The organism is Azospirillum sp. B506, assembly GCF_000333595.1.
Classification (GTDB): Bacteria; Pseudomonadota; Alphaproteobacteria; order Azospirillales; family Azospirillaceae; genus Azospirillum.
Genome location: NZ_BADK01001064.1, coordinates 1 through 19,546 on the forward strand (window position 1 = coordinate 1; position 19,546 = coordinate 19,546).

The 19,546-nt window shown below is 66.3% G+C and carries 16 protein-coding genes and 2 pseudogenes; 5 read left to right on the forward strand and 13 right to left on the reverse strand.

The features are described 5' to 3' along the window. A pseudogene (locus I71_RS32835) lies at nucleotides 1-540 on the forward strand (hypothetical protein); the annotation flags it as partial. A gap of 192 nt (nucleotides 541-732) precedes the next feature. Here the strand turns inward: I71_RS32835 and I71_RS32840 are convergent. The 7 genes from I71_RS32840 to I71_RS32870 form a co-directional block, all read right to left on the reverse strand. Then, nucleotides 733-1,731 (reverse strand): NAD(P)H-quinone oxidoreductase, encoded by a 999-nt coding sequence (locus I71_RS32840; protein WP_042704209.1) that lies wholly within the window; start codon nucleotides 1,729-1,731, stop codon nucleotides 733-735. A 422-nt stretch (nucleotides 1,732-2,153) separates the two neighbouring features. After that, entirely contained in the window at nucleotides 2,154-3,071 is a 918-nt protein-coding gene (locus I71_RS32845) for an IclR family transcriptional regulator (RefSeq protein ID WP_049976457.1), read from the reverse strand. A 124-nt stretch (nucleotides 3,072-3,195) separates the two neighbouring features. Then, a complete protein-coding gene (gene sucD / locus I71_RS32850; protein ID WP_042704211.1) occupies nucleotides 3,196-4,086 on the reverse strand; it encodes a succinate--CoA ligase subunit alpha in 891 nt (296 codons plus the stop codon). Between the two features lies 1 nt (nucleotide 4,087). Next, nucleotides 4,088-5,287 (reverse strand): ADP-forming succinate--CoA ligase subunit beta, encoded by a 1,200-nt coding sequence (gene sucC / locus I71_RS32855; protein ID WP_042704213.1) that lies wholly within the window; start codon nucleotides 5,285-5,287, stop codon nucleotides 4,088-4,090. Between the two features lie 258 nt (nucleotides 5,288-5,545). Continuing rightward, entirely contained in the window at nucleotides 5,546-6,820 is a 1,275-nt protein-coding gene (gene frc, locus I71_RS32860; RefSeq protein ID WP_042704215.1) for a formyl-CoA transferase, read from the reverse strand. Between the two features lie 46 nt (nucleotides 6,821-6,866). Beyond that, nucleotides 6,867-8,630 (reverse strand): oxalyl-CoA decarboxylase, encoded by a 1,764-nt coding sequence (oxc, locus tag I71_RS32865; RefSeq protein WP_042704217.1) that lies wholly within the window; start codon nucleotides 8,628-8,630, stop codon nucleotides 6,867-6,869. A 43-nt stretch (nucleotides 8,631-8,673) separates the two neighbouring features. Next, a complete protein-coding gene (locus I71_RS32870; RefSeq protein ID WP_042704219.1) occupies nucleotides 8,674-9,363 on the reverse strand; it encodes a GntR family transcriptional regulator in 690 nt (229 codons plus the stop codon). A gap of 293 nt (nucleotides 9,364-9,656) precedes the next feature. On the opposite strand from I71_RS32870, the gene I71_RS32875 reads away from it, so the two are divergent. Further along, nucleotides 9,657-10,490, forward strand: a complete 834-nt coding sequence (locus I71_RS32875; RefSeq protein ID WP_042704221.1) for an IclR family transcriptional regulator — start codon at nucleotides 9,657-9,659, stop codon at nucleotides 10,488-10,490. A gap of 17 nt (nucleotides 10,491-10,507) precedes the next feature. On the opposite strand, the gene I71_RS40775 is transcribed toward I71_RS32875, so the two are convergent. The 3 genes and pseudogenes from I71_RS40775 to I71_RS32885 all read right to left on the reverse strand — a co-directional run bounded on the left by I71_RS40775 (nucleotide 10,508) and on the right by I71_RS32885 (nucleotide 12,989). Then, nucleotides 10,508-11,221, reverse strand: coding sequence for a methyl-accepting chemotaxis protein (locus I71_RS40775; RefSeq protein ID WP_049976458.1), 714 nt, complete (start codon nucleotides 11,219-11,221; stop codon nucleotides 10,508-10,510). After that, nucleotides 11,211-11,951: pseudogene (locus tag I71_RS36695) on the reverse strand (PAS domain-containing protein); the annotation flags it as partial. The gene I71_RS40775 and the pseudogene I71_RS36695, both read right to left, overlap by 11 nt. A gap of 117 nt (nucleotides 11,952-12,068) precedes the next feature. Continuing rightward, a complete protein-coding gene (locus I71_RS32885; RefSeq protein ID WP_042704223.1) occupies nucleotides 12,069-12,989 on the reverse strand; it encodes a LysR family transcriptional regulator in 921 nt (306 codons plus the stop codon). Nucleotides 12,990-13,239: 250 nt separating this feature from the next. On the opposite strand from I71_RS32885, the gene I71_RS39055 reads away from it, so the two are divergent. Beyond that, nucleotides 13,240-14,076, forward strand: a complete 837-nt coding sequence (locus I71_RS39055; protein ID WP_199902321.1) for a hypothetical protein — start codon at nucleotides 13,240-13,242, stop codon at nucleotides 14,074-14,076. Nucleotides 14,077-14,159: 83 nt separating this feature from the next. Here I71_RS39055 and gcl read toward each other — a convergent pair whose 3' ends face one another. Further along, complete coding sequence (gene gcl, locus I71_RS32895; protein ID WP_042704227.1) at nucleotides 14,160-15,929, reverse strand: glyoxylate carboligase; 1,770 nt, start codon at nucleotides 15,927-15,929, stop codon at nucleotides 14,160-14,162. 124 nt (nucleotides 15,930-16,053) lie between these two features. Then, a complete protein-coding gene (gene uraH / locus I71_RS32900) occupies nucleotides 16,054-16,416 on the reverse strand; it encodes a hydroxyisourate hydrolase (protein WP_042704230.1) in 363 nt (120 codons plus the stop codon). Between the two features lie 187 nt (nucleotides 16,417-16,603). Between uraH and puuE the strand changes: the two genes are divergently transcribed. Further along, nucleotides 16,604-17,533 (forward strand): allantoinase PuuE, encoded by a 930-nt coding sequence (puuE, locus tag I71_RS32905; RefSeq protein WP_042704232.1) that lies wholly within the window; start codon nucleotides 16,604-16,606, stop codon nucleotides 17,531-17,533. Nucleotides 17,534-17,541: 8 nt separating this feature from the next. Then, nucleotides 17,542-18,054: a 2-oxo-4-hydroxy-4-carboxy-5-ureidoimidazoline decarboxylase gene (gene uraD / locus I71_RS32910; protein ID WP_042704234.1), complete on the forward strand. Its 513-nt coding sequence runs from the start codon at nucleotides 17,542-17,544 to the stop codon at nucleotides 18,052-18,054. A 70-nt stretch (nucleotides 18,055-18,124) separates the two neighbouring features. Here uraD and I71_RS32915 read toward each other — a convergent pair whose 3' ends face one another. After that, a complete protein-coding gene (locus I71_RS32915; protein WP_042704236.1) occupies nucleotides 18,125-19,519 on the reverse strand; it encodes an NAD(P)(+) transhydrogenase (Re/Si-specific) subunit beta in 1,395 nt (464 codons plus the stop codon). Nucleotides 19,520-19,546 lie beyond the last annotated feature (27 nt).

A 19,546-nucleotide genomic window follows, 5' to 3' on the forward strand; every position in this document is an offset into this window, starting at 1 on the left:
CTGAACACGGTCGAGACGCAGTTCTCCAAGTTCAAGGAAACCCGCGGCGACTGCTGCCCGCCGGAGCTGGCGGTGGCGGCGGCCGACATCGGCGAGCCGAAGCTGGCGCTCGGCCTGCTCAGCACCGTGCAGGACGAGAATCCCTGGACGATTCCGGCGGTGCTGGGACGGCTGGCCAAGCGCGGCGAGGCGGGCATGGCCGTCGCCTATGCCAACCAGGTGACGGACATCGACACCCGCGGCGAAGCCTATGCCGAGCTGATCGAGGCGGCGATGAAGCGGGGAGAGCCGACCGTCGCCAGCGACCTGATGAACCGCCTGAACAAGCTGGTGGACGATGCCGCCGGCCGCCGGCCCGGCCTGCTGGCGCAGCGGGCCAAGGCGGAGAAAGCCTTCTACAACGACGACCGCTGGCGCCGGACCTTCCAGCTGGCGATCAACGCGGCGGAGAAGGCCAGCAACTTCGTCCGCCGCGACATCGGCGCCCCGCTGCTGGCCGCATTGGTCCGCATCGAGACCGGGCTGCCGATGCTGGATTGAGGGTGCGGCGGCCTTTGGGGAAAATCCCCCTCTCCCCCCCGGGGAGAGGGTCGGGGTGAGGGGGATGCAGAGGGTGAATTCGGTGGGGAACGGGGACTGCGCGATGCTTGCAAATCCTCGCCGCGCGCCCCCCTCACCCTACCCCTCTCCCCAGGGGGGAGAGGGAATTACTGGGGCGGGAGAGGGAGGTTTTCACCCCACCGTCAGCACCAGCTTGCCGACATGCTGGTTGCTCTCCATCAGCCGGTGGGCGTCGGCGGCCTGCGCGAGCGGGAAGACCTCGTGGACGACGGGCTTGACCGTACCGGCCGCCACCAGCGGCCAGACGCGGGCCTTCAGCTGGTCGGCCACCGCCTGCTTGTAGACGACCGGCCGCGCCCGCAGGGTGGAACCGGTCAGCACCAGCCGCTTGGCCATCACCGGGAAGAAGTTCACGGTGGCCGTGGCGCCGCGGACGAAGCCGATGCAGACATAGCGGCCCTCGACCGCCAGCGCGTCGATGCTGCGGGCGACGTAATCGCCGCCGACGATGTCCAGCACCACATTGACGCCGGCCCCGCCGGTGGCCTCCTTGACCACCGCGACGAAATCCTCCTCGGCATAGTCGATGGCGCGCTCGGCCCCCAGCCGGACGCAGGCACCGCATTTCTCCGCCCCACGGGCGGTGGCGAAGACCCGCGCGCCGAAGGCGGCCCCCAGCTGGATCGCCGTGGTGCCGATGCCGGATGTGCCGCCATGGACCAGCAGCGCCTCGCCGGGCTGGAGCGCGCCGCGCTCGAACACGTTCGACCAGACGGTGAAGAAGGTCTCGGGCAGGGCCGCCGCCTCGGCCATCGACAGGCCGTCCGGAATCGGCAGGCATTGCGCCGCCGGCACCACGCAATACTCGGCATAGCCGCCGCCGGCCAGCAAGGCGCAAACCGGATCGCCGACCTGCCAACCCTCGACTCCCGCGCCCAGCGCATCGACGGTGCCGGCGACCTCCAGTCCGGGGATGTCGGTGATGCCCGGCGGCGGGTTGTATTTGCCGAGCCGCTGGAGCACGTCCGGCCGGTTGACGCCGGCTGCCTGGACGGCAATGCGGAGCTCGCCGGGCGCCGGATCGGGAACCGGACGCTTCGCCGGAACCAGCACCTCCGGCTTGCCGGGCTGGCTCACCTCGATCGCCGTCATCTGTCTGGACTCTGCCATTCGGATCGCTCCCCTGCGCTGTTCTGGTGAAAGGTCTGGGGGGCACTCTGTCGTCGCGGCGGACGGCCAGTCCACGCGGCGATGGATCCGATTTCGCCCTGCGGAAAAGGCAAAAAAATGGCCGTGCTGCACACAGCACGGCCAGTCTCCGAGAGAAGCGCGAACATGCAAAACAACACATCCGCCCGATGAGAAAGGAACGCCTTTCCCGAAGCAGACAATTGCACGGGCGCCGCCAGTTTTCCCGAGAAAAAATACGCTTTTCCATTCCGTGGAAACCATTCTTTTCTCAAGAAAAAAGGCCGCATCCCGTGAGGAATGCGGCCCTGAGTGCGCCAGGGAGGAATGCCAACGTGCACCACCTGCCGTCAGCTTTTGGCGTTCTTTTGCTCTAGGCGTTCTTTGTCCGTGTCAGGGCTGGGTCAGTTGTGAACCGGCACGCGGCCGCCCAGTTCCTGCGTCACCGCGGCGGCGGCGCGCTTGACCATTTCGCCCAGGGCGCGCAGCCGCGCGTCCTCGATGCGCCGGCTGGAGCCGGACAGCGACAGGGCGCCCATCACACGGGAATTCTCGTCGAAGATCGGGGCGGCGACACAGCGCAGGCCGGACACCCGCTCCTCCTGGTCCAGGGCATAGCCGCGGGTACGCACCAACGTCAGGTCGCGGTACAGCGCCGGCAACGACGACAGGGTGCTGCGGGTGAACTGGCGCATGCCGCGCTGGGTGACGATGGTCTGCACCTTGGTCTCGGGCATGCCGGCCAGCAGCGCCTTGCCGACGGCGGAACAGTGCAGCAGCGTGCGGTCGGCCTGCGGCACCGCCACTTGGGCGGCGCGCGGACCGCCGACGCGGGCGAGATAGAGCGCCTCGCCATTCTCCTCGACCGCCAGATTGACGATCTCGCTGCTCTCCTCCATCAGACGGCGCATGCGGGGACGGGCGACGTCGACCAGATTGCGGGTCTTCAGGAAGTTGGCGCCGGTCATGTAGGCCTGGACGCCGACCACCCAGCCGCGCGCGCTCTGGTCGAAGCGGACATAGCGCTCGTACTGCAGGGTCGTCAGCAGGCGATGGGTGGTGGAGGGCGACAGGTTCGCGGCTTCCGACAGTTCGGTCAGCGTCATCGGACCATCGTTGGAGCCGAGGATCGTCAGGATGTTCAGCGCGCGGCACAGCGACTGCACCACTTGGCCGCGCTCGGCCTTGGCGTCCTTGCCGTTGTCGTTCTTGACCCGCGGCGTCTCGATGATCGCGGTCTTGATGATGGCCGCGGCGCCCTCGCTGGGGTCGTCGTGGATGATGCGGCGAGCCAGGATGCTGTTTTGGGCTTGCGCTTTCATGTCCCATCTCCCTCGGGGTCCGGCGCGTTGGTTGCGCCTGTCTGTTGCGGCTGATGGCGTGAGTGACAGAAGGCTTGGCTAAGGCCGCGGGACCGTCGCGGACGGCGGTCCCGCGGGGGACTGGTTACCCTTTGAAGATCGCCTGCATGGTGGAGCCCAGGCTGGCGGGGCTGTCGGCGACGGCGATGCCGACCGACTTCATGAAGTCGATCTTGAAGTCGGCGGTGTCGTTGCCGCCGGAGATCACCGCGCCGGCATGGCCCATGCGGCGGCCCGGAGGAGCCGTGCGGCCGGCGATGAAGCCGACGACCGGCTTCTTGGTGCCCGACGCCTTGATGAACTCGGCGCCGCGGACTTCGGCGTCGCCGCCGATCTCGCCGATCATGATGATGCCCTCGGTCTCCGGGTCCTTCACGAACAGCTCCAGGCTGTCGACGAAGTTGGTGCCGTTGACCGGGTCGCCGCCGATGCCGATGCAGGTGGTCTGGCCCAGGCCGGCCGCCGTGGTCTGCGCCACCGCCTCATAGGTCAGCGTGCCGGAGCGCGAGACGATGCCGATCTTGCCGCGCTTGTGGATGTGGCCCGGCATGATGCCGATCTTGCACTCGTCCGGCGTGATGATGCCGGGGCAGTTCGGCCCGATCAGGCGGGTCCCAACTCCATTTTTCTGGGAGCCGTCGAGCGCGCGCTTGACGCGGACCATGTCCAGCACCGGGATGCCTTCGGTGATGCAGACCACCAGCGGGATTTCGGCGTCGATGGCCTCCAGGATCGCGTCCGCGGCGAAGGGCGGCGGCACGTAGATCACGGAGGCGTTGGCGCCGGTCTTCTCGACCGCCTCGGCGACGGTGTCGAAGATCGGCAGGTCGAGGTGCTTGGCCCCGCCCTTACCGGGCGTGACGCCGCCGACCATCCTGGTGCCGTAGGCGATGGCCTGCTCGGAGTGGAAGGTGCCCTGGGCGCCGGTAAAGCCCTGGCAGATCACCTTCGTGTTCTTGTCGACGAGAACAGCCATTTCACGCGGCCTCCTTCTTCACGGCGGCGACGATCTTCTTGGCTGCGTCGTCCAGATTGTCGGCGGACAGGATCGGCAGGCCGGAGTCGGCCAGGATCTGCTTGCCGAGCGCCACGTTGGTGCCTTCCAGCCGGACCACCAGCGGCACATGCAGCTTCACGTCGCGGGCCGCGGCGACCACGCCCTCGGCGATCACGTCGCAGCGCATGATGCCGCCGAAGATGTTGACCAGGATGCCTTCGACCGCGCTGTCGGACAGGATCAGCTTGAAGGCCGCGGTGACGCGCTCCTTCGTGGCGCCGCCGCCGACGTCGAGGAAGTTGGCCGGCTCGGCACCGTACAGCTTGATGATGTCCATGGTGGCCATCGCCAGGCCGGCACCGTTGACCATGCAGCCGATGTTGCCGTCGAGCTTGACGTAGTTCAGCTCATGCTTGGCGGCTTCGATCTCCGCCGGATCCTCTTCCGCCTCGTCGCGCAGGGCGGCCACGTCCTTGTGGCGGAACAGCGCGTTGTCATCGAAGCTCATCTTGGCGTCGAGCGCCAGGATGTCGCCGGCGCCGGTGACGATCAGCGGGTTGATCTCGACGATGGCGCAGTCCAGCTCGGTGAACGCCTTGTAGGCGGCCTGGATGAACTTGGCGGCGGATCCCACCTGCTTGCCCTCAAGACCCAGCGCGAAGGCGACCTTGCGGGTGTGGTGGCCCTGGATGCCGGTGGCCGGGTCGACCGCGACCTTGACGATCTTCTCCGGCCTGTTGTGGGCGACCTCTTCGATCTCCATGCCGCCTTCGGTCGAGGCGATGATGGTGACGCGGCCGGTGGCGCGGTCGATCAGCAGGCCGAGATACAGCTCGCGCTTGATGTCGGCACCTTCCTCGACATAGAGGCGCTTGACCTCTTTGCCGGCCGGGCCGGTCTGCTTGGTCACCAGCACATGGTTCAGCATCTCGGCGGCGTTGGCGGCGACCTCCTCGACCGACTTGACGACGCGGACGCCACCCTTGCCGCCCGGATTGTCCTGGAACCGGCCGGCGCCGCGGCCGCCGGCATGGATCTGCGACTTCACCACCCAGACCGGACCGCCGAGTTCGCGGGCGACCGATGCAGCCTCTTCCGGGGTGAAGGCCACGCCGCCGCGCGGAACGGCGACGCCGTACCCTCGCAACAGTTCCTTGGCCTGATACTCGTGAATGTTCATGGTTTTCGTCTCTGTCCCAGTCGGGAATTGTTTTTTGGAGGCCGCGGGGAGCCGGAAATTCTTCGGCTGACGGGCGGCGGATTTTTAAAAGTCCGGGCTTCGGCTCCCGCTTCGGCTCTTGAGCGACCGGGAAGGGGACGGTCGGGAAGAGGGGAAACGGGGTTTTTAAAAATCGGCAGGCTTTTCAAATATCGGGTGCCGGCCCTCCCCCACCCTCTCCCGCCGAAGCGGGGAGGGCTGGGAAGGACGCGGAGACTGTTACTCCGCCGCCAGCCGCTCGACGACGCCGATGGCGCCGCTGTCATGGATGTCGACGATCTCACGCTCGCTGAAACCGAGCACGTCGCGCAGGATTTCGTCGGTGTGCTCACCCAACAGGGGGGAGCGGGTGACCTCCGTCGGGCTGTCGGACAGCTTGATCGGGTTGCCGACCGTCAAGTAGCTGCCGCGGGTCGGATGCTCCACTTCGACCAGCGTGCCGGTCTCGTAGAGCGACTTGTCCTCGGCGATTTCCTTCATCGACAGGATCGGGCCGCAGGGAATGTCGTACTTGTTGAGAAGGTCCATGACCTCGAACTTGGTCAGGGTCTTGGTCCACTCCTCGACGGTGGCGAAGATGCTCATCAGGCGCGGCAGGCGGGCCACCGGGGTGGCGTAGTCGGGATCGGTGATCCACTCCTCCTTGCCGATGACCTTGCAGATCGACTTCCAGACGGGAGCCTGGGCGATGAAGTAGATGTAGGCGTTGGGATCGGTCTCCCAGCCCTTGCACTTCAGGATCCAGCCCGGCTGGCCGCCGCCCGACGCATTGCCGGCGCGCGGCACCGTGTCGCCGAACTCGCCGTTCGGGTATTGCGGGTATTCCTTCATCGGGCCGTTGGCCAGGCGCTGCTGGTCGCGCAGCTTGACGCGGCACAGGTTCAGCACGGCGTCCTGCATGGCGGCCAGCACCTTCTGGCCGCGGCCGGTCTCCTTGCGCTGGTAGAGGGCGGTGACAATGCCGAGCGCCAGATGCAGGCCGGTGCCGCTGTCGCCGATCTGGGCGCCGGTGACCATCGGCGGGCCGTCGTCGAAACCGGTGGTCGAGGCCGCACCGCCCGCGCACTGGGCGACATTCTCGTACACCTTGCAGTTCTCGAACGGCCCCGGCCCGAAGCCCTTGACCGACGCGACGATCATCGCGGGGTTCAGTTCCTGGATGCGTTCCCAGGTGAACCCCATGCGATCGAGCACGCCGGGGGCGAAGTTTTCGACCATCACGTCGCAGGTCTTGATCAGCGCCTCCAGCACCTCCTTGCCCTTGGGCGTCTTGGTGTCGAGGGTGATGGACCGCTTGTTATGGTTCAGCATGGTGAAATACAGGCTGTCGGCGTCCGGCAGGTCGCGCAGCTGGCTGCGGGTGATGTCACCCTCGCCCGGCCGTTCGACCTTGATGACGTCGGCGCCGAACCAGGCGAGCAACTGGGTGCAGGTCGGTCCCGACTGAACATGTGTGAAGTCGAGAATCCGCACGCCCTGAAGTGCCTTGCCCATGTATCTCTCCCCCTGCTTTTTCAAAGTCGTGATGGTCGGCTGTTTTTTAGGACGGCATCTTGCGGACCGAGCTGGTCGGATTGAGGCTGCCGATGTTGCCGCTTTCGGTGCCGGCGGCCGGGTCGATGACGGCGTTGATCAGGGTCGGACGGCCGCTGTCCATCGCCTCGCTGACCGCGCGGTACAGCTCGTCCGGGTTGGTGACATGGACGCCGACGCCACCGAAGGCTTCCATCATCTTGTCGTAACGCGAGCCGGGGACGAAGACCATCGGCGAGGGGTCGTTCCCGCCGGTCGGGTTGACGTCGGTCCCGCGATAGATGCCGTTGTTGTTGAAGATGACGATGCAGACCGGCAGGTTGTAGCGGCAGATCGTCTCCACCTCCATGCCGGAGAAGCCGAAGGCGCTGTCGCCCTCGACCGCCAGAACCGGCTTGCCGCTCTCCACCGCCGCGGCGACGGCGTAGCCCATGCCGACGCCCATCACGCCCCAGGTGCCGACGTCGAGGCGCTTGCGCGGCTCGTACATGTCGATGATGCCGCGGGCGAGGTCGAGGGTGTTGGCACCCTCGTTGACCAGCATGGCGTCGGGGCGCTCCTTGATAACGCGGCGCAGAGCGCCCAGCGCACCGTGGAAGTTCATCGGCGAGGCGTTGCTCATCAGCTTCGGCGCCATCTTGGCGACGTTCTGCTCACGCTTGGCCGCGACGGTGGCCATCCAGTCGGCCGGCGGGGTCAGGCCGCCGTCGATGCCCTTCAGCAGCACTTCCATGACCGAGGCGATGTCGCCGACCAGCGGGGCATGGATTTCGACGTTGCTGTCCATCTCCCTGGGCTCGATGTCGACCTGGATGAACTTCTTGGAGCCGGGCTTGCCCCAGGTCTTGCCCTTGCCGTGCGACAGCAGCCAGTTCAGCCGCGCGCCGACCAGCATGACCACGTCGGCCTCCTGCAGCACCAGCGAGCGGGCGGCGCCGGCCGACTGCGGATGGGTGTCGGGCAGCAGGCCCTTGGCCATGCTCATCTGCAGGAAGGGGATGCCGCTCTTTTCGACGAAGGAGCGAATCGTCTCGTCGGCCTGGGCATAGGCGGCGCCCTTGCCGAAGATCACCAGCGGACGCTTGGCGCCCTTCAGCAGGTCGAGCGCGCGGTTGACCGCGTCGGCCGACGGATACTGCGCCGGGGTCGGATCGACGACCTTGACCAGCGACTTGGCACCCTCGGCCGCGTCCATCACCTGCGAGAACAGCTTGGCCGGCAGGTCGAGATAGACGCCGCCCGGACGGCCCGACACGGCGGCGCGGATGGCGCGCGCCACGCCGATGCCGATGTCCTGGGCGTGCAGGATGCGGAAGGCGGCCTTGCAGAGCGGCTTGGCGATGGCGAGCTGGTCCATCTCCTCATAGTCGCCCTGCTGGAGATCGACGATCTCGCGCTCCGACGAGCCGCTGATCAGGATCATCGGGAAGCAGTTGGTGGTGGCGTTCGCCAGCGCCGTCAGGCCGTTCAGGAAACCCGGGGCCGACACCGTCATGCAGACGCCCGGCTTCTTGGTCATGAAACCGGCGATGGCGGCGGCGTTGCCGGCATTCTGTTCGTGACGGAACGAGACGACCCGCATGCCCTCGGCCTGCGCCATGCGCAGCAGGTCGGAGATCGGGATACCGGGGACGACATACAGGTTGTTGATGTCGTTGAGCTTGAGCGCGTCGATGACGAGCTGGAAGCCGTCGGTCAGTGCCGGCGCGTCTTCGACAACAGATGCTTCCGTGGCCTGGTTCTTAGTGATCGTTGCAGCCGCAGTAGACATATGGGTGACTCCTCCCCGAGGCTCCAAAAAGGTTCAAGATCGGTTAGTCGAGGAAGGCGCAATGCCGTTCCACGTACTGTGCGAGACCGAGCGTGTGTTCCCGGACGCGGCGTTCCGCGAGATCGGCATCGCGGGCGGCCAGCGCCTCGATGATGTCCCGATGCTCGTGGATGGACTGGTCGGCACGGTCGCCGATGCCCATCGTCGCGCGCCGGATCGCACGCATATGGATGAAGAAGCGGTCGGTCAGGTCCGAGATCAGGGCGGAGCCCGAAGCCTGGACGATGCTCTGGTGGAAGACGATGTTGGCGTCCGAATATTCGGCGACATGCTCCGCCAACTCGGCTTTCGTGTATTTGTCGAACGCGGCGTGCAGGAGTTCCAGCTTGTCCGTGGTGGCGTTCTCGACGAACAGGCGTGCCGCCATGCCTTCCAGGGCGGCACACACCGTGATCATCTCCACCAGTTCGGCCTTCGTCTTGCGCACCACGAAGATCCCGCGCCGCGGTTGGGAGCGGATGAACCCCTCCTGTTCCAGCAGCGCCATTGCCTCCCGCACCGGGGTGCGGCTGACGCCCAACGCCTCGCACAGCCGGCGTTCATCCAACCTGATCTCGCTGCTCTGGCCGTAGATGTTCATCTGCGTGATCGCCTGTCGCAGCGCCTGATAGGCCTTCGCCTTGAAACTCATGCCCTGTTCGAGCGGTTCGACACTGAATCTTTCTCGGTTCATCACGTTTCCGACCCTTTGCGCGCCGACGCCATCGGCGCCGCTTGTTGTCGTGAGCGTTGCTCGTGCGAGCGTTCGGATGATCGCCCATGCCAGTCTTTGGGAGTGGCGCGTCGTTTTGAATTATCGATACGGTATACCAGATGCCAGACACCCGCAAGGCTAATTGCGGGCACATCGAACTATTTCCGCTGCCGACGGAGTCAGCGCCAATTCTGTTCGTTTTTCCTGGCTATTGCGCGGTAATCGCCCTAATTTGACCCCTCAGGATCGTTCTTAGGGGAAGGGACCCGTATATGGCCGACATCGAGACTGGGGCCGGGGCCACAGACAAGGCATCGCCCGCCATGGCGGAGGAGGCGTCCGACCCGAACTTCATGACCTCGCTGGCCCGCGGCCTGTCGGTGATTCGCGCCTTCACCGAGCGGGAGCCGAACCTGACCATCGCCGACATCGCCAAGATCACCGGCCTGCCACGGGCGGCGGCGCGGCGCTGCCTGCTGACGCTGATGCAGCTGGGCTATGCCGGATCGGACGGCCGGACCTTCCATCTGAAGCCGAAGATCCTGGCGCTGGGCTATTCCTTCCTGTCGTCGGCGCCGCTGGCGACGATCCTCGATCCGCTGATCGAACAGGTCAGCGGGGCGGTGCAGGAATCCTGCTCCGCCGCCGTGCTGGACGAGGACGACGTCGTCTATATCGCGCGGGCGGCGACAAAGCGGATCATGTCGGTCGGGCTGAATGTCGGCAGCCGCCTGCCGGCCTACTGCACCTCGATGGGCCGGATCCTGCTGGCGGCCCTGCCGGAGACGGAGCTGGACGCCTATCTGGCGCGGGTGCCGCTGAAGCCCTACACGGAACGCACCATCACCGCCCCCGACCCGCTGAAGCGCGAGCTGGAGCGGGTGCGGGAACGCGGCTTCTCGCTGGTGGACCAGGAGCTGGAGCTGGGGCTGCGCTCCATCGCCGTGCCGATCCGCACGGCGTCAGGCGGCGTGGTCGCCGCGATGAACATCAGCGCCCAGGCCGCCCGCGTCACCTGTCCGGAAATGGAGGTGCAGTTCCTGCCCCACCTGCAGCGCGCCTCGGACGAGGCGCGGGTGCTGCTGGTGCGGTCGCGCGGGGTGTGAGGATCGGTCTGTGAGGATCAGCGCGCCCGGATCAGCATCTCTTCCAGATTGTGGTTGATCGCTTCGACGCCGCTCTGGGCCTGACGCATGTTTGACACCACGCCGGCGGTCAGGGACATCTGTTCCTTTGCCCCGGCTGTGACGCCATGAACGGTGGATTTCACGCTTCCGACCGATGTGGCGATGCTGCCCAGCGCCTCCACCACATGGCGGACGACCTCCTGCATGGCGACGATCTCGACGCCGATCCGCTCGGTCGCTCCGGAGGTCTGTTCGGCCAGCGACTTCACCTCGGTCGCCACCACCGCGAATCCGCGCCCGGCCTCGCCGGCCCGCGCCGCCTCGATGGTGGCGTTCAGCGACAGAAGCTTGATCTGCGAGGCAATGGCGTCGATGAACTTGGCGACGCCATCCATCGCGGCGGCCGCCTCGTTCAACCGGCCGGTGGCGCTGTCGGCAGCGGCGGTGCGGCGGTCGATCTCGTCCACCACCTCGCTCGATTTCAGGATATCGGTGGAAATCCGGGTCGCGGAACTGCACATCTGCTCGACCGCGTCGGCGACCGTGCTGACCTGCTGTGCCGTCTCCTTGGCGAAATCGATGGATTTCATCCGTGTGTGGATCATGGTCGTCACGTTCGAGGCGAAATTGACGACCTTCACCACCTCGCCGGTGTCGGAGAGGATGGGATTGTAGCTGGCATTGATCCAGAGCTCCGATCCATCCTTCATCCGCCGCCGGTAGAGGGAGGTATGGAATTCCCGCTGCGCAGGATGTCCAAAATTCGCGATAGTCAGCGGTGTCGCGCTGTTCGGGAAAGACGAACATGCTGTGTTTCTGCCCGACCACCTCGTCCAGGCGATAGCCCACCGCCTTCAGGAAATTTTCGTTGGCATCGAGGATGGTTCCATCGGTGCGGAACTGGATCACCGCCTGGGACCGGTTGATCGCCTCGATCTGGGCACGGAAATCGGCGTTGCGGCGGCGCTGTTCCGTCACGTCGGTGGCGAATTTCACCACCTTCCACACCTTTCCGGAAGGATCCAGGATCGGGGTGTAGGTGGCCTGGATCCAGACCTCGCCGCCGTCCCTGGCCAACCGGCGGAACTCGCCGCTCTGATGCTCTCCTCGCCGCAGCTTGTCCCAGAAGTCGGCATAGGATCGGTCGGCGGAATCGGCCTTGGTCAGAAACATGCTGTGATGCCGTCCCTGGACCTCATCCAGACGATACTTCATCAAATCGAGGAAACAGCGGTTCGCCGTCTGGATGGTGCCGTCCAGGCCGAATTCGATCACGGCTTGTGAGCGGTCCAGTGCGTCAAGCTTGGCCCGCTCGTGGCTCGCGCTTTTTGTGAACAGAAACATGCCCCCTCCCTTTCCCTGCGTCGGGCCGGACGGGTGCGTGAGAGCCATGAAATCATCGATGCACAGAGCCATTCCCGAGCGCGACAGAAACGGCATCGGGAGATGAATTCAAGTGACATGACGGCACGACACCGACATACGGCAGCGGTCCAGTGAACAGACCAAGGCCCGCGGACGGACAGTTGGGGGATCCCCTGATGATATGCCCACCGATCATATGATCGTCTGGGGAGAAATCGCCGTCAGAGCCGCCTTTATCTTGGGAACCATATGATCGGCAAAGGCCCGAACCTTGGCCGGCACCAGCGCGCGATGGGGGTAGAGCACGGCGAGCGTCACCGGTTCAGGCGGATAATCCGGCAGCACCGGCACCAGCGCGCCGCTGGCGAGATGCTCGGCCACCTCCCACAGCGGCTTCATGGCGATGCCCCGCCCGTCGAGCGCCCAGCCGGTCAGCACGTCGCCGTCGTCGGCGTCGAAGCGGCCAGACACCGGCAGCTTCACCGGCTCGCCGCCCTCCAGCACGCTCCATTGATATTGCTGGGTGCCGGGGAAGCGCAGAAGCAGGCAGTTGTGGCCGGACAGGTCCGCCGGCCTTTCCGGCCGACCGCGCTCCGACAGGTAGGAGGGGGCGGCGACCAGCACGCGGCGCACATCGGCGATCTTGCGCACGACGAAGCTGGAATCCTTCAGCGCCGCCATGCGCACCGCCACATCCACCGCTTCGCGCAGCAGGTCGAGCAGATGGTCGGACAGGCGAAGCCGCACCTCCACCAGAGGGTGGTCGGCGCAGAAGTCCGGGACCAGAGGCGACAGGATGCGGCGGCCGAACCCCAGCGGCGCCGTCACCCGTACGCTGCCCGACGGCACGCCGGAGCCGGCGGCGATGCTGCTGTGCGCGCGCTCCACCGCTTCCAGCACCTCCAGGCAGCTCTGGTAGAAGTCCATGCCGGTCTCGGTCGCCTGCAACTGCCGGGTCGTGCGGTTCAGCAGCCGGACGCCGAGATGGGTTTCCAGCTGCTGGATGCGGTGGCTGACCATGGCCGGCGACATGCGCAGGTTTCGCCCGGCGGCCGACAGGCTGCCCAGTTCGACGACGCGGACGAAGATGCGCATGTTCTCAAGCAACGCCATGCTCGCGCGGACTCCCTGCCGGACCGGTGGGTTGACGGTTCGGGACGGACGCTAGCACGCCTCACCCGCTGCAGGGAATTTGCCACTCCCGTTCGTGGCGTTGCAGCGCAAAAACTCATCCGACCGGCGATCCAGACGGAGATATGTACGGATGCCCGTCCGACCGGCCGGCCCGCAGCGTTCTATCTTCAACGGAAGGTCGCGCGTATCGCGACTTTTGACAACGCAGGCGATCGGTTGGGAGGGCAGCATGTTCGAAGGCGATCGGTCCGGCAAACACGGTGGCGGGCGTGGCGATGGCCATGGACACGACCACGGACACCATGGCGGTCATGGCAACGGCTGGGGACATGGCCATCATGGGGGTGGGGGTGGAGGCGGGAATGGTGACGGCGGCGACGCCTATGAGGGCCTGTATGTCGTCGATGTCCAGGGCACCATCGACCGGCCCTTCCCGTTCCTGGATGAAGACGTGCAGACCGGCGATCCGTTCCGGATCACCATCGCAATGACGTTCGACGACCCGGTGATCGGCACGGATGGCACCACCTACCGCCGCTATTTCGACGACCAGCCCAACCAGTTCCTGCTGTCCGCCCAGGTCGGCGACACGGAGATCGAGCATGTCGTCCAGGCCACCACGCTGCCCAGCGACGGGACGACGCTGGTGGTGGGTGACGGCACCCTCTATCGCGAGTTCGTGAACGACCCGGAACCGCCGCGCACGCCGGAGGATTTCCTCGCCGTCATCGCCCCCGGCACCTCGACCGACCCGGCGAACGGACAGGAGGTGTGGCTGCGGGCGCAGATCTATCTGGATGACCCAGCCGGCACGCTGGTCGACAGCTTGAACCTGGAGGACGAAGCGACCTTCACCCCGGTGGAGGACGGACAGGCGGTGGCCATTTTCAGCCGCTTCCGTGAAGGGCCGGTGAATTTCGACGCCGATATCAATGCCATCCCTACCTCGGTAACGTTGAACGGCATCGACCCGGCGGCGGTCTTTTCGGCGGAAAGCCTGGCGGCGATCGGCTACCCGCTCGACACCGGTGTCGGCAGCGGGTCCGGCTGCTTCGCCATCGCTTGAACGGCGGGGCTTGAGCGGCGGAGCATGAAAAATGCGAAAGGCGCGCCGCCGGGCGCGCCTTTCGTCTTGAGAAGACCGGTCGATCAGACCAGGACGGTCTCGCTCTCCTCCACCGGCAAGTCCAGCGTCTCCTCGAACTCGGTGACGTTGTCGATGTCGGCGCCCATCGAGATGTTGGTCACCCGCTCCAGCACCAGCTCGACGACGACCGGCACCTGATACTGGTCCATCCAGGCCTGGGCTTGGGTGAACGCCTCCTGGATGCGGTCGGGCTCGGTGACGCGGATCGCCTTGCAGCCCAGTCCTTCCGCCACCGCAACGTGATCGACGCCATAGACGCCGATCTCCGGCGCGTTGATGTTCTCGAAGGACAGCTGGACCTGGAAGTCCATCTGGAAGGCGCGCTGCGCCTGACGGATCAGGCCGAGATAGGCGTTGTTCACCAGCACATGGATGTAGGGCAGCTTGTGCTGGGCGCCGACCGCCAGCTCCTCGATCATGAACTGGAAGTCGTAGTCGCCGGACAGGGCGACGATGCGCCGCTTCGGATCGGCCACCCGGACGCCGAGCGCCGCCGGCAGGGTCCAGCCCAGCGGGCCGGCCTGGCCGCAATTGATCCAATGGCGCGGCTTGTAGACGTGCAGGAACTGCGCACCGGCGATCTGCGACAGGCCGATGGTGGTGACGTAGGTGGTGTCCTGGCCGAAGGCGCTGTTCATCTCCTGATAGACGCGCTGCGGCTTCATCGGCACCTGATCGAAGTCGCTGCGGCGGTGCATCGACCGCTTGCGGCCCTGGCAATCCTTGACCCAGCCGCCGAGATCCTTGAAGCGGCCTTCCGCCTTCCACTCCTTGGCCACCTCGATGAACAGGTCGAGTGCTGCGCCGGCATCCGACACGATGCCGAGATCCGGCATGAAGACGCGGCCGATCTGGGTCGGTTCGATGTCGACATGCACGAACTTGCGGCCCTTGGTGTAGACCTCGACCGAGCCGGTGTGGCGGTTGGCCCAGCGGTTGCCGATGCCCAGCACGAAGTCGGACTTCAGCATGGTGGCATTGCCGTAGCGGTGGGCGGTCTGCAGGCCGACCATGCCGGCCATCAGCGGATGGTCGTCGGCGATGGCGCCCCAGCCCATCAGCGTCGGGATCACCGGCACGCCGAGCAGTTCGGCGAACTCCACCAGCTTGTCGGACGCATCGGCGTTGATGATGCCGCCGCCGGCCACGACCAGCGGACGTTCCGCCGCCGCGAACATCGCCAGCGCCTTCTCGACCTGGGCGCGGGTGGCAGACGGCTTGTAGACCGCCAGCGGCTCATAGGTCTCGTCGTCGAACTCGATCTCCGCCATCTGGACGTCGATCGGCAGGTCGATCAGCACCGGGCCGGGACGGCCGCTGCGCATCAGGTGGAAGGCCTGCTGGAAGACATAGGGCACCTGGGCCGGCTCCAGCACGGTCACCGCCCATTTGGCGACCGGCTTGGCAATGTCGGCGATGTTGATCGCCTGGAAATCCTCCTTGTGCAGGCGGGCGCGCGGCGCCTGGCCGGTGATGCACAGGATCGGGATCGAGTCCGCGATGGCCGAATAGAGGCCGGTGATCATATCGGTGCCGGCCGGGCCGGAGGTGCCGATGCACACGCCGATGTTGCCGGCCTGGGCGCGGGTGTAACCCTCGGCCATGTGCGAGGCGCCCTCGACATGGCGGGCCAGGACATGGCGCATCGTGCCGCGCCGCTGCATCGCCGCATAGAAGGGGTTGATCGCGGCGCCGGGGACGCCGAAGCAGACGTCGATGCCCTCCCGCTCCAGCACCCGCACCGCCGCTTCCGCCGCCGTCATTTTCGCCATCGCTCGACTCCTCACCAAACGCGATTGTTGCTGAAGACAGCTAAGCGCGCGGATGGTGGGGACGGCAAATCAACGGCTTGCCTTTTCCACAGGCTGGAAAGCAGCGCGAAGGGGGAAGAGGGCGTCAGCTGCCGCGATAGGTGGAATAGGCCCAGGGGGAAACCAGCAGCGGCACATGATAGTGCTGGGACGCATCCTTGATGCCGAAGCGCAGCGGCACCTCGTCGATGAAGTCCGGGCCGTCACCATCGATGGCGCCCGAAATCGCGCCGATGCGGCGGAAATACTCGCCGGCCATGAACAGCAGTTCGTAGCGGCCGGTCTTGAAATCGTCGCCCTGGAGCGCCGGGGCGTCGAGCCGGCCGTCGGCATTCGTTGTGAACTCGCCGAGAATGGCGCCGCTGTCGAGCGAGGTCAGGCGGATGCGCATGCCCGGCGCCGGACGGCCGGCGGCGATGTCGAGGACGTGGGTGGTCAGGCGGCCCATGGCGGTGCGGTCTCCACGGCAGTGCGGTTCGGGATGCCGCAGCTTAAGCCCAACCGCGCTCCCCTGCCCACCCGCGAAAATCCGGAAACTGTCTTCACCCCCACCCCCATTCAACCGATTGAACCCCCAGCCGCCAATGGCTTAGCGTAGTCTCCGCTTCGACCGCAGCGTTAAGAGCGAGACGACGATGACCGAGACCGCCCAACCGCAGGGCTATCCCCGCGACATGATCGGCTATGGCGCCACCCCGCCGCAGGCCAATTGGCCGGGCGGCGCCCGCGTGGCGGTGCAGTTCGTCATCAATTACGAGGAGGGCGGCGAGAATTGCGTCCTCCATGGCGACGCCGCGTCGGAGGCCTTCCTGTCGGAGATCGTCGGCGCCCAGCCGATCCCGGGCGCCCGCCACATGAACATGGAGTCGATCTACGAATACGGCTCGCGCGCCGGCTTCTGGCGGCTGCACCGGATGTTCACCGAGCGCAACCTGCCGGTCACCGTCTATGGCGTCGCCATGGCGCTGGAGCGCAATCCCGAGGTGGTCGCCGCCATGAAGGACGCCGGCTGGGAGATCGCCACCCATGGCTGGCGCTGGATCGATTACCAGCATCTGCCGGCCGAGGTGGAGCGCGAGCACATGCTGCGCGCCATCGAGCTCCACACCCGCGTCACCGGCGAGCGGCCGCTCGGCTGGTATCTCGGGCGGTGCAGCCCCAACACCTGGCGGCTGGTCGCCGAGGAGGGCGGCTTCCTCTACAACGCCGATTCCTACGCCGACGACCTGCCCTATTGGGACGACAGCCATGGCCGGCCGCAGCTGATCGTGCCCTACACGCTCGACGCCAACGACATGCGCTTCGCCACCAACCAGGGCTTCAACAGCGGCGACCAGTTCTTCGCCTATCTGAAGGACAGCTTCGACACGCTCTATGCCGAGGGGGAGACGGCGCCGAAGATGCTGTCCATCGGGCTGCATTGCCGTCTGGTCGGGCGTCCCGGCCGTGCCGCCTCGCTGGCCCGCTTCCTCGACTATGTGCGCAGCCATGACAAGGCGTGGGTGGCGACCCGGCTCGACATCGCCCGCCACTGGATCGCCGAACACCCCTACACCGCGACGTGAGACCGCAGATGCCCTACAGCCTGGACGATCTGAACCGGATGGACCGCGCCGCCTTCGTCGCGGCGCTGGGCGCGGTGTTCGAGGAGAGCCCCTGGGTCGCCGACGCCGCCTGGGACCAGCGCCCCTTCGCCGATGCCACGGCCTTGCGCGCGGCGATGACCGGCATCGTCCGCGCGGCGGGGACGGAGCGGCAGCGCGCCCTGATCCTGTCCCACCCCGACCTCGCCGACCGCGCCAGCCGCCCGGCCACCCTGACCGCCTTCTCGCAGACCGAACAGGCGAGGGCCGGGCTGGACGGGTTGACCGACGCGGAGGCCCAGGAGCAGCGCGACCTGAACCGCGCCTATCGCGAGCGCTTCGGCTTCCCCTTCATCATGGCGGTGCGCTTCAGCAGCAAGCAGGAAATCCTGGCGGCGATGCGCGAGCGCGTGGCGAACGAGCCGGAGATGGAGTTCGGCCGGGCGCTGGAGGAAATCTACAAGATCGCCGGCTTCCGGCTGGACGATCTGGTGACGGGATAACGCCCGCTCCAAAAACGAAAAAGGCGCGCCGCCCCAACCGGAGCGGCGCGCTTTCTTTTAACAGCGGTCGTTAGGCTTCCATCGCCTTCACGACCTCTTCGGTGACCTTCTTGGCGTCGCCGAACAACATCATGGTGTTGGGGCGGAAGAACAGCTCGTTCTCGACGCCGGCATAGCCGGCGGCCATGCCGCGCTTGATGAAGAACACCGTCTTGGCCTTCTCCACGTCCAGGATCGGCATGCCGTAGATGGCGCTCGTCGGGTCGGTCTTGGCGGCGGGGTTGGTCACGTCGTTGGCGCCGATGACGAAGGCCACGTCGGCCGTGCCGAAGTCGCGGTTGATGTCCTCCAGCTCGAACACCTCGTCATAGGGCACGTTGGCTTCGGCCAGCAGCACATTCATGTGACCGGGCATGCGGCCCGCCACCGGGTGGATGGCATACTTCACGTCCACACCCTCATGCTTCAGGCTGTCGGCCATCTCGCGCAGGGCATGCTGGGCCTGGGCCACCGCCATGCCATAGCCCGGGACCACGATCACCGACTGGGCGTTCTTCATGATGTAGGCGGCATCTTCGGCCGAGCCGGCCTTGACCGAACCCTGCGGACCCTTGGCGCCGGCCGCGGCACCCGCAGCCTCGCCACCGAAGCCGCCGAGGATGACGTTGAAGATCGAGCGGTTCATGCCCTTGCACATGATGTAGGACAGGATCGCGCCCGAGGATCCCACCAGCGCGCCGGTGATGATCAGCAGGTTGTTCTGCAGGGTGAAGCCGATGCCGCAGGCCGCCCAGCCCGAGTAGCTGTTCAGCATCGAGATGACCACCGGCATGTCGGCACCGCCGATCGGCAGGATCAGCAGGAAGCCCAGCGCCAGCGCCACGACGACGATCAGCCACATCGCGGCATCGGCGTTCGACTGCACCAGCCAGCCGATCAGGATGACGGTCAGCACGCCGAGCGCCGCGTTCAGCGGATGCTGCATCGGGAAGACCAGCGGCTTGCCGGTGACCAGACCCTGCAGCTTGGCGAAGGCGACGATGGAACCGGTGAAGGTGATCGCGCCGACCGCGGTGCCCAGCGCCATCTCGATCAGCGAGCCCTTGGCGATGGCGCCGCGGACGCCGATGCCGTAGGCCTCCGGCGAGTAGAAGGCGGCGAGCGCCACGAAGACGGCGGCCAGACCGACCAGCGAGTGGAAGGCGGCGACCAGCTGCGGCAGCGCCGTCATCTCGATTTTCTTGGCGACGACATAGCCGATGGCACCACCGATGGCGATGCCGAGCACGATCATCCAATAGGACTGGACGATGGGCGAGGCCAGCGTGGTCAGGATGGCGATGGTCATGCCGACCATGCCGTAGATGTTGCCCTGGCGCGAGGTCTCCGGGCTGGACAGCCCGCGCAGCGCCATGATGAAGCAGATGGAGGCGACGAGATAGAGAAGGGCCGACAAGGTTTCCATGGTCTTACTTGCCCTTCTTCTTGAACA

Bases quoted from the DNA above. Each gene is read 5' to 3' on its own strand.
- I71_RS32840 (WP_042704209.1), bottom strand. From the start codon at position 1,731: ATGGCAGAGTCCAGACAGATGACGGCGATCGAGGTGAGCCAGCCCGGC.
- I71_RS32875 (WP_042704221.1), top strand. From the start codon at position 9,657: ATGGCCGACATCGAGACTGGGGCCGGGGCCACAGACAAGGCATCGCCC.
- I71_RS32870 (WP_042704219.1), bottom strand. From the start codon at position 9,363: ATGAACCGAGAAAGATTCAGTGTCGAACCGCTCGAACAGGGCATGAGT.
- oxc (WP_042704217.1), bottom strand. From the start codon at position 8,630: ATGTCTACTGCGGCTGCAACGATCACTAAGAACCAGGCCACGGAAGCA.
- puuE (WP_042704232.1), top strand. From the start codon at position 16,604: ATGACCGAGACCGCCCAACCGCAGGGCTATCCCCGCGACATGATCGGC.
- sucD (WP_042704211.1), bottom strand. From the start codon at position 4,086: ATGGCTGTTCTCGTCGACAAGAACACGAAGGTGATCTGCCAGGGCTTT.
- I71_RS39055 (WP_199902321.1), top strand. From the start codon at position 13,240: ATGTTCGAAGGCGATCGGTCCGGCAAACACGGTGGCGGGCGTGGCGAT.
- frc (WP_042704215.1), bottom strand. From the start codon at position 6,820: ATGGGCAAGGCACTTCAGGGCGTGCGGATTCTCGACTTCACACATGTT.
- sucC (WP_042704213.1), bottom strand. From the start codon at position 5,287: ATGAACATTCACGAGTATCAGGCCAAGGAACTGTTGCGAGGGTACGGC.
- uraH (WP_042704230.1), bottom strand. From the start codon at position 16,416: ATGGGCCGCCTGACCACCCACGTCCTCGACATCGCCGCCGGCCGTCCG.
- I71_RS40775 (WP_049976458.1), bottom strand. From the start codon at position 11,221: ATGAAGGATGGATCGGAGCTCTGGATCAATGCCAGCTACAATCCCATC.
- I71_RS32885 (WP_042704223.1), bottom strand. From the start codon at position 12,989: ATGGCGTTGCTTGAGAACATGCGCATCTTCGTCCGCGTCGTCGAACTG.
- I71_RS32915 (WP_042704236.1), bottom strand. From the start codon at position 19,519: ATGGAAACCTTGTCGGCCCTTCTCTATCTCGTCGCCTCCATCTGCTTC.
- I71_RS32845 (WP_049976457.1), bottom strand. From the start codon at position 3,071: ATGAAAGCGCAAGCCCAAAACAGCATCCTGGCTCGCCGCATCATCCAC.
- uraD (WP_042704234.1), top strand. From the start codon at position 17,542: ATGCCCTACAGCCTGGACGATCTGAACCGGATGGACCGCGCCGCCTTC.
- gcl (WP_042704227.1), bottom strand. From the start codon at position 15,929: ATGGCGAAAATGACGGCGGCGGAAGCGGCGGTGCGGGTGCTGGAGCGG.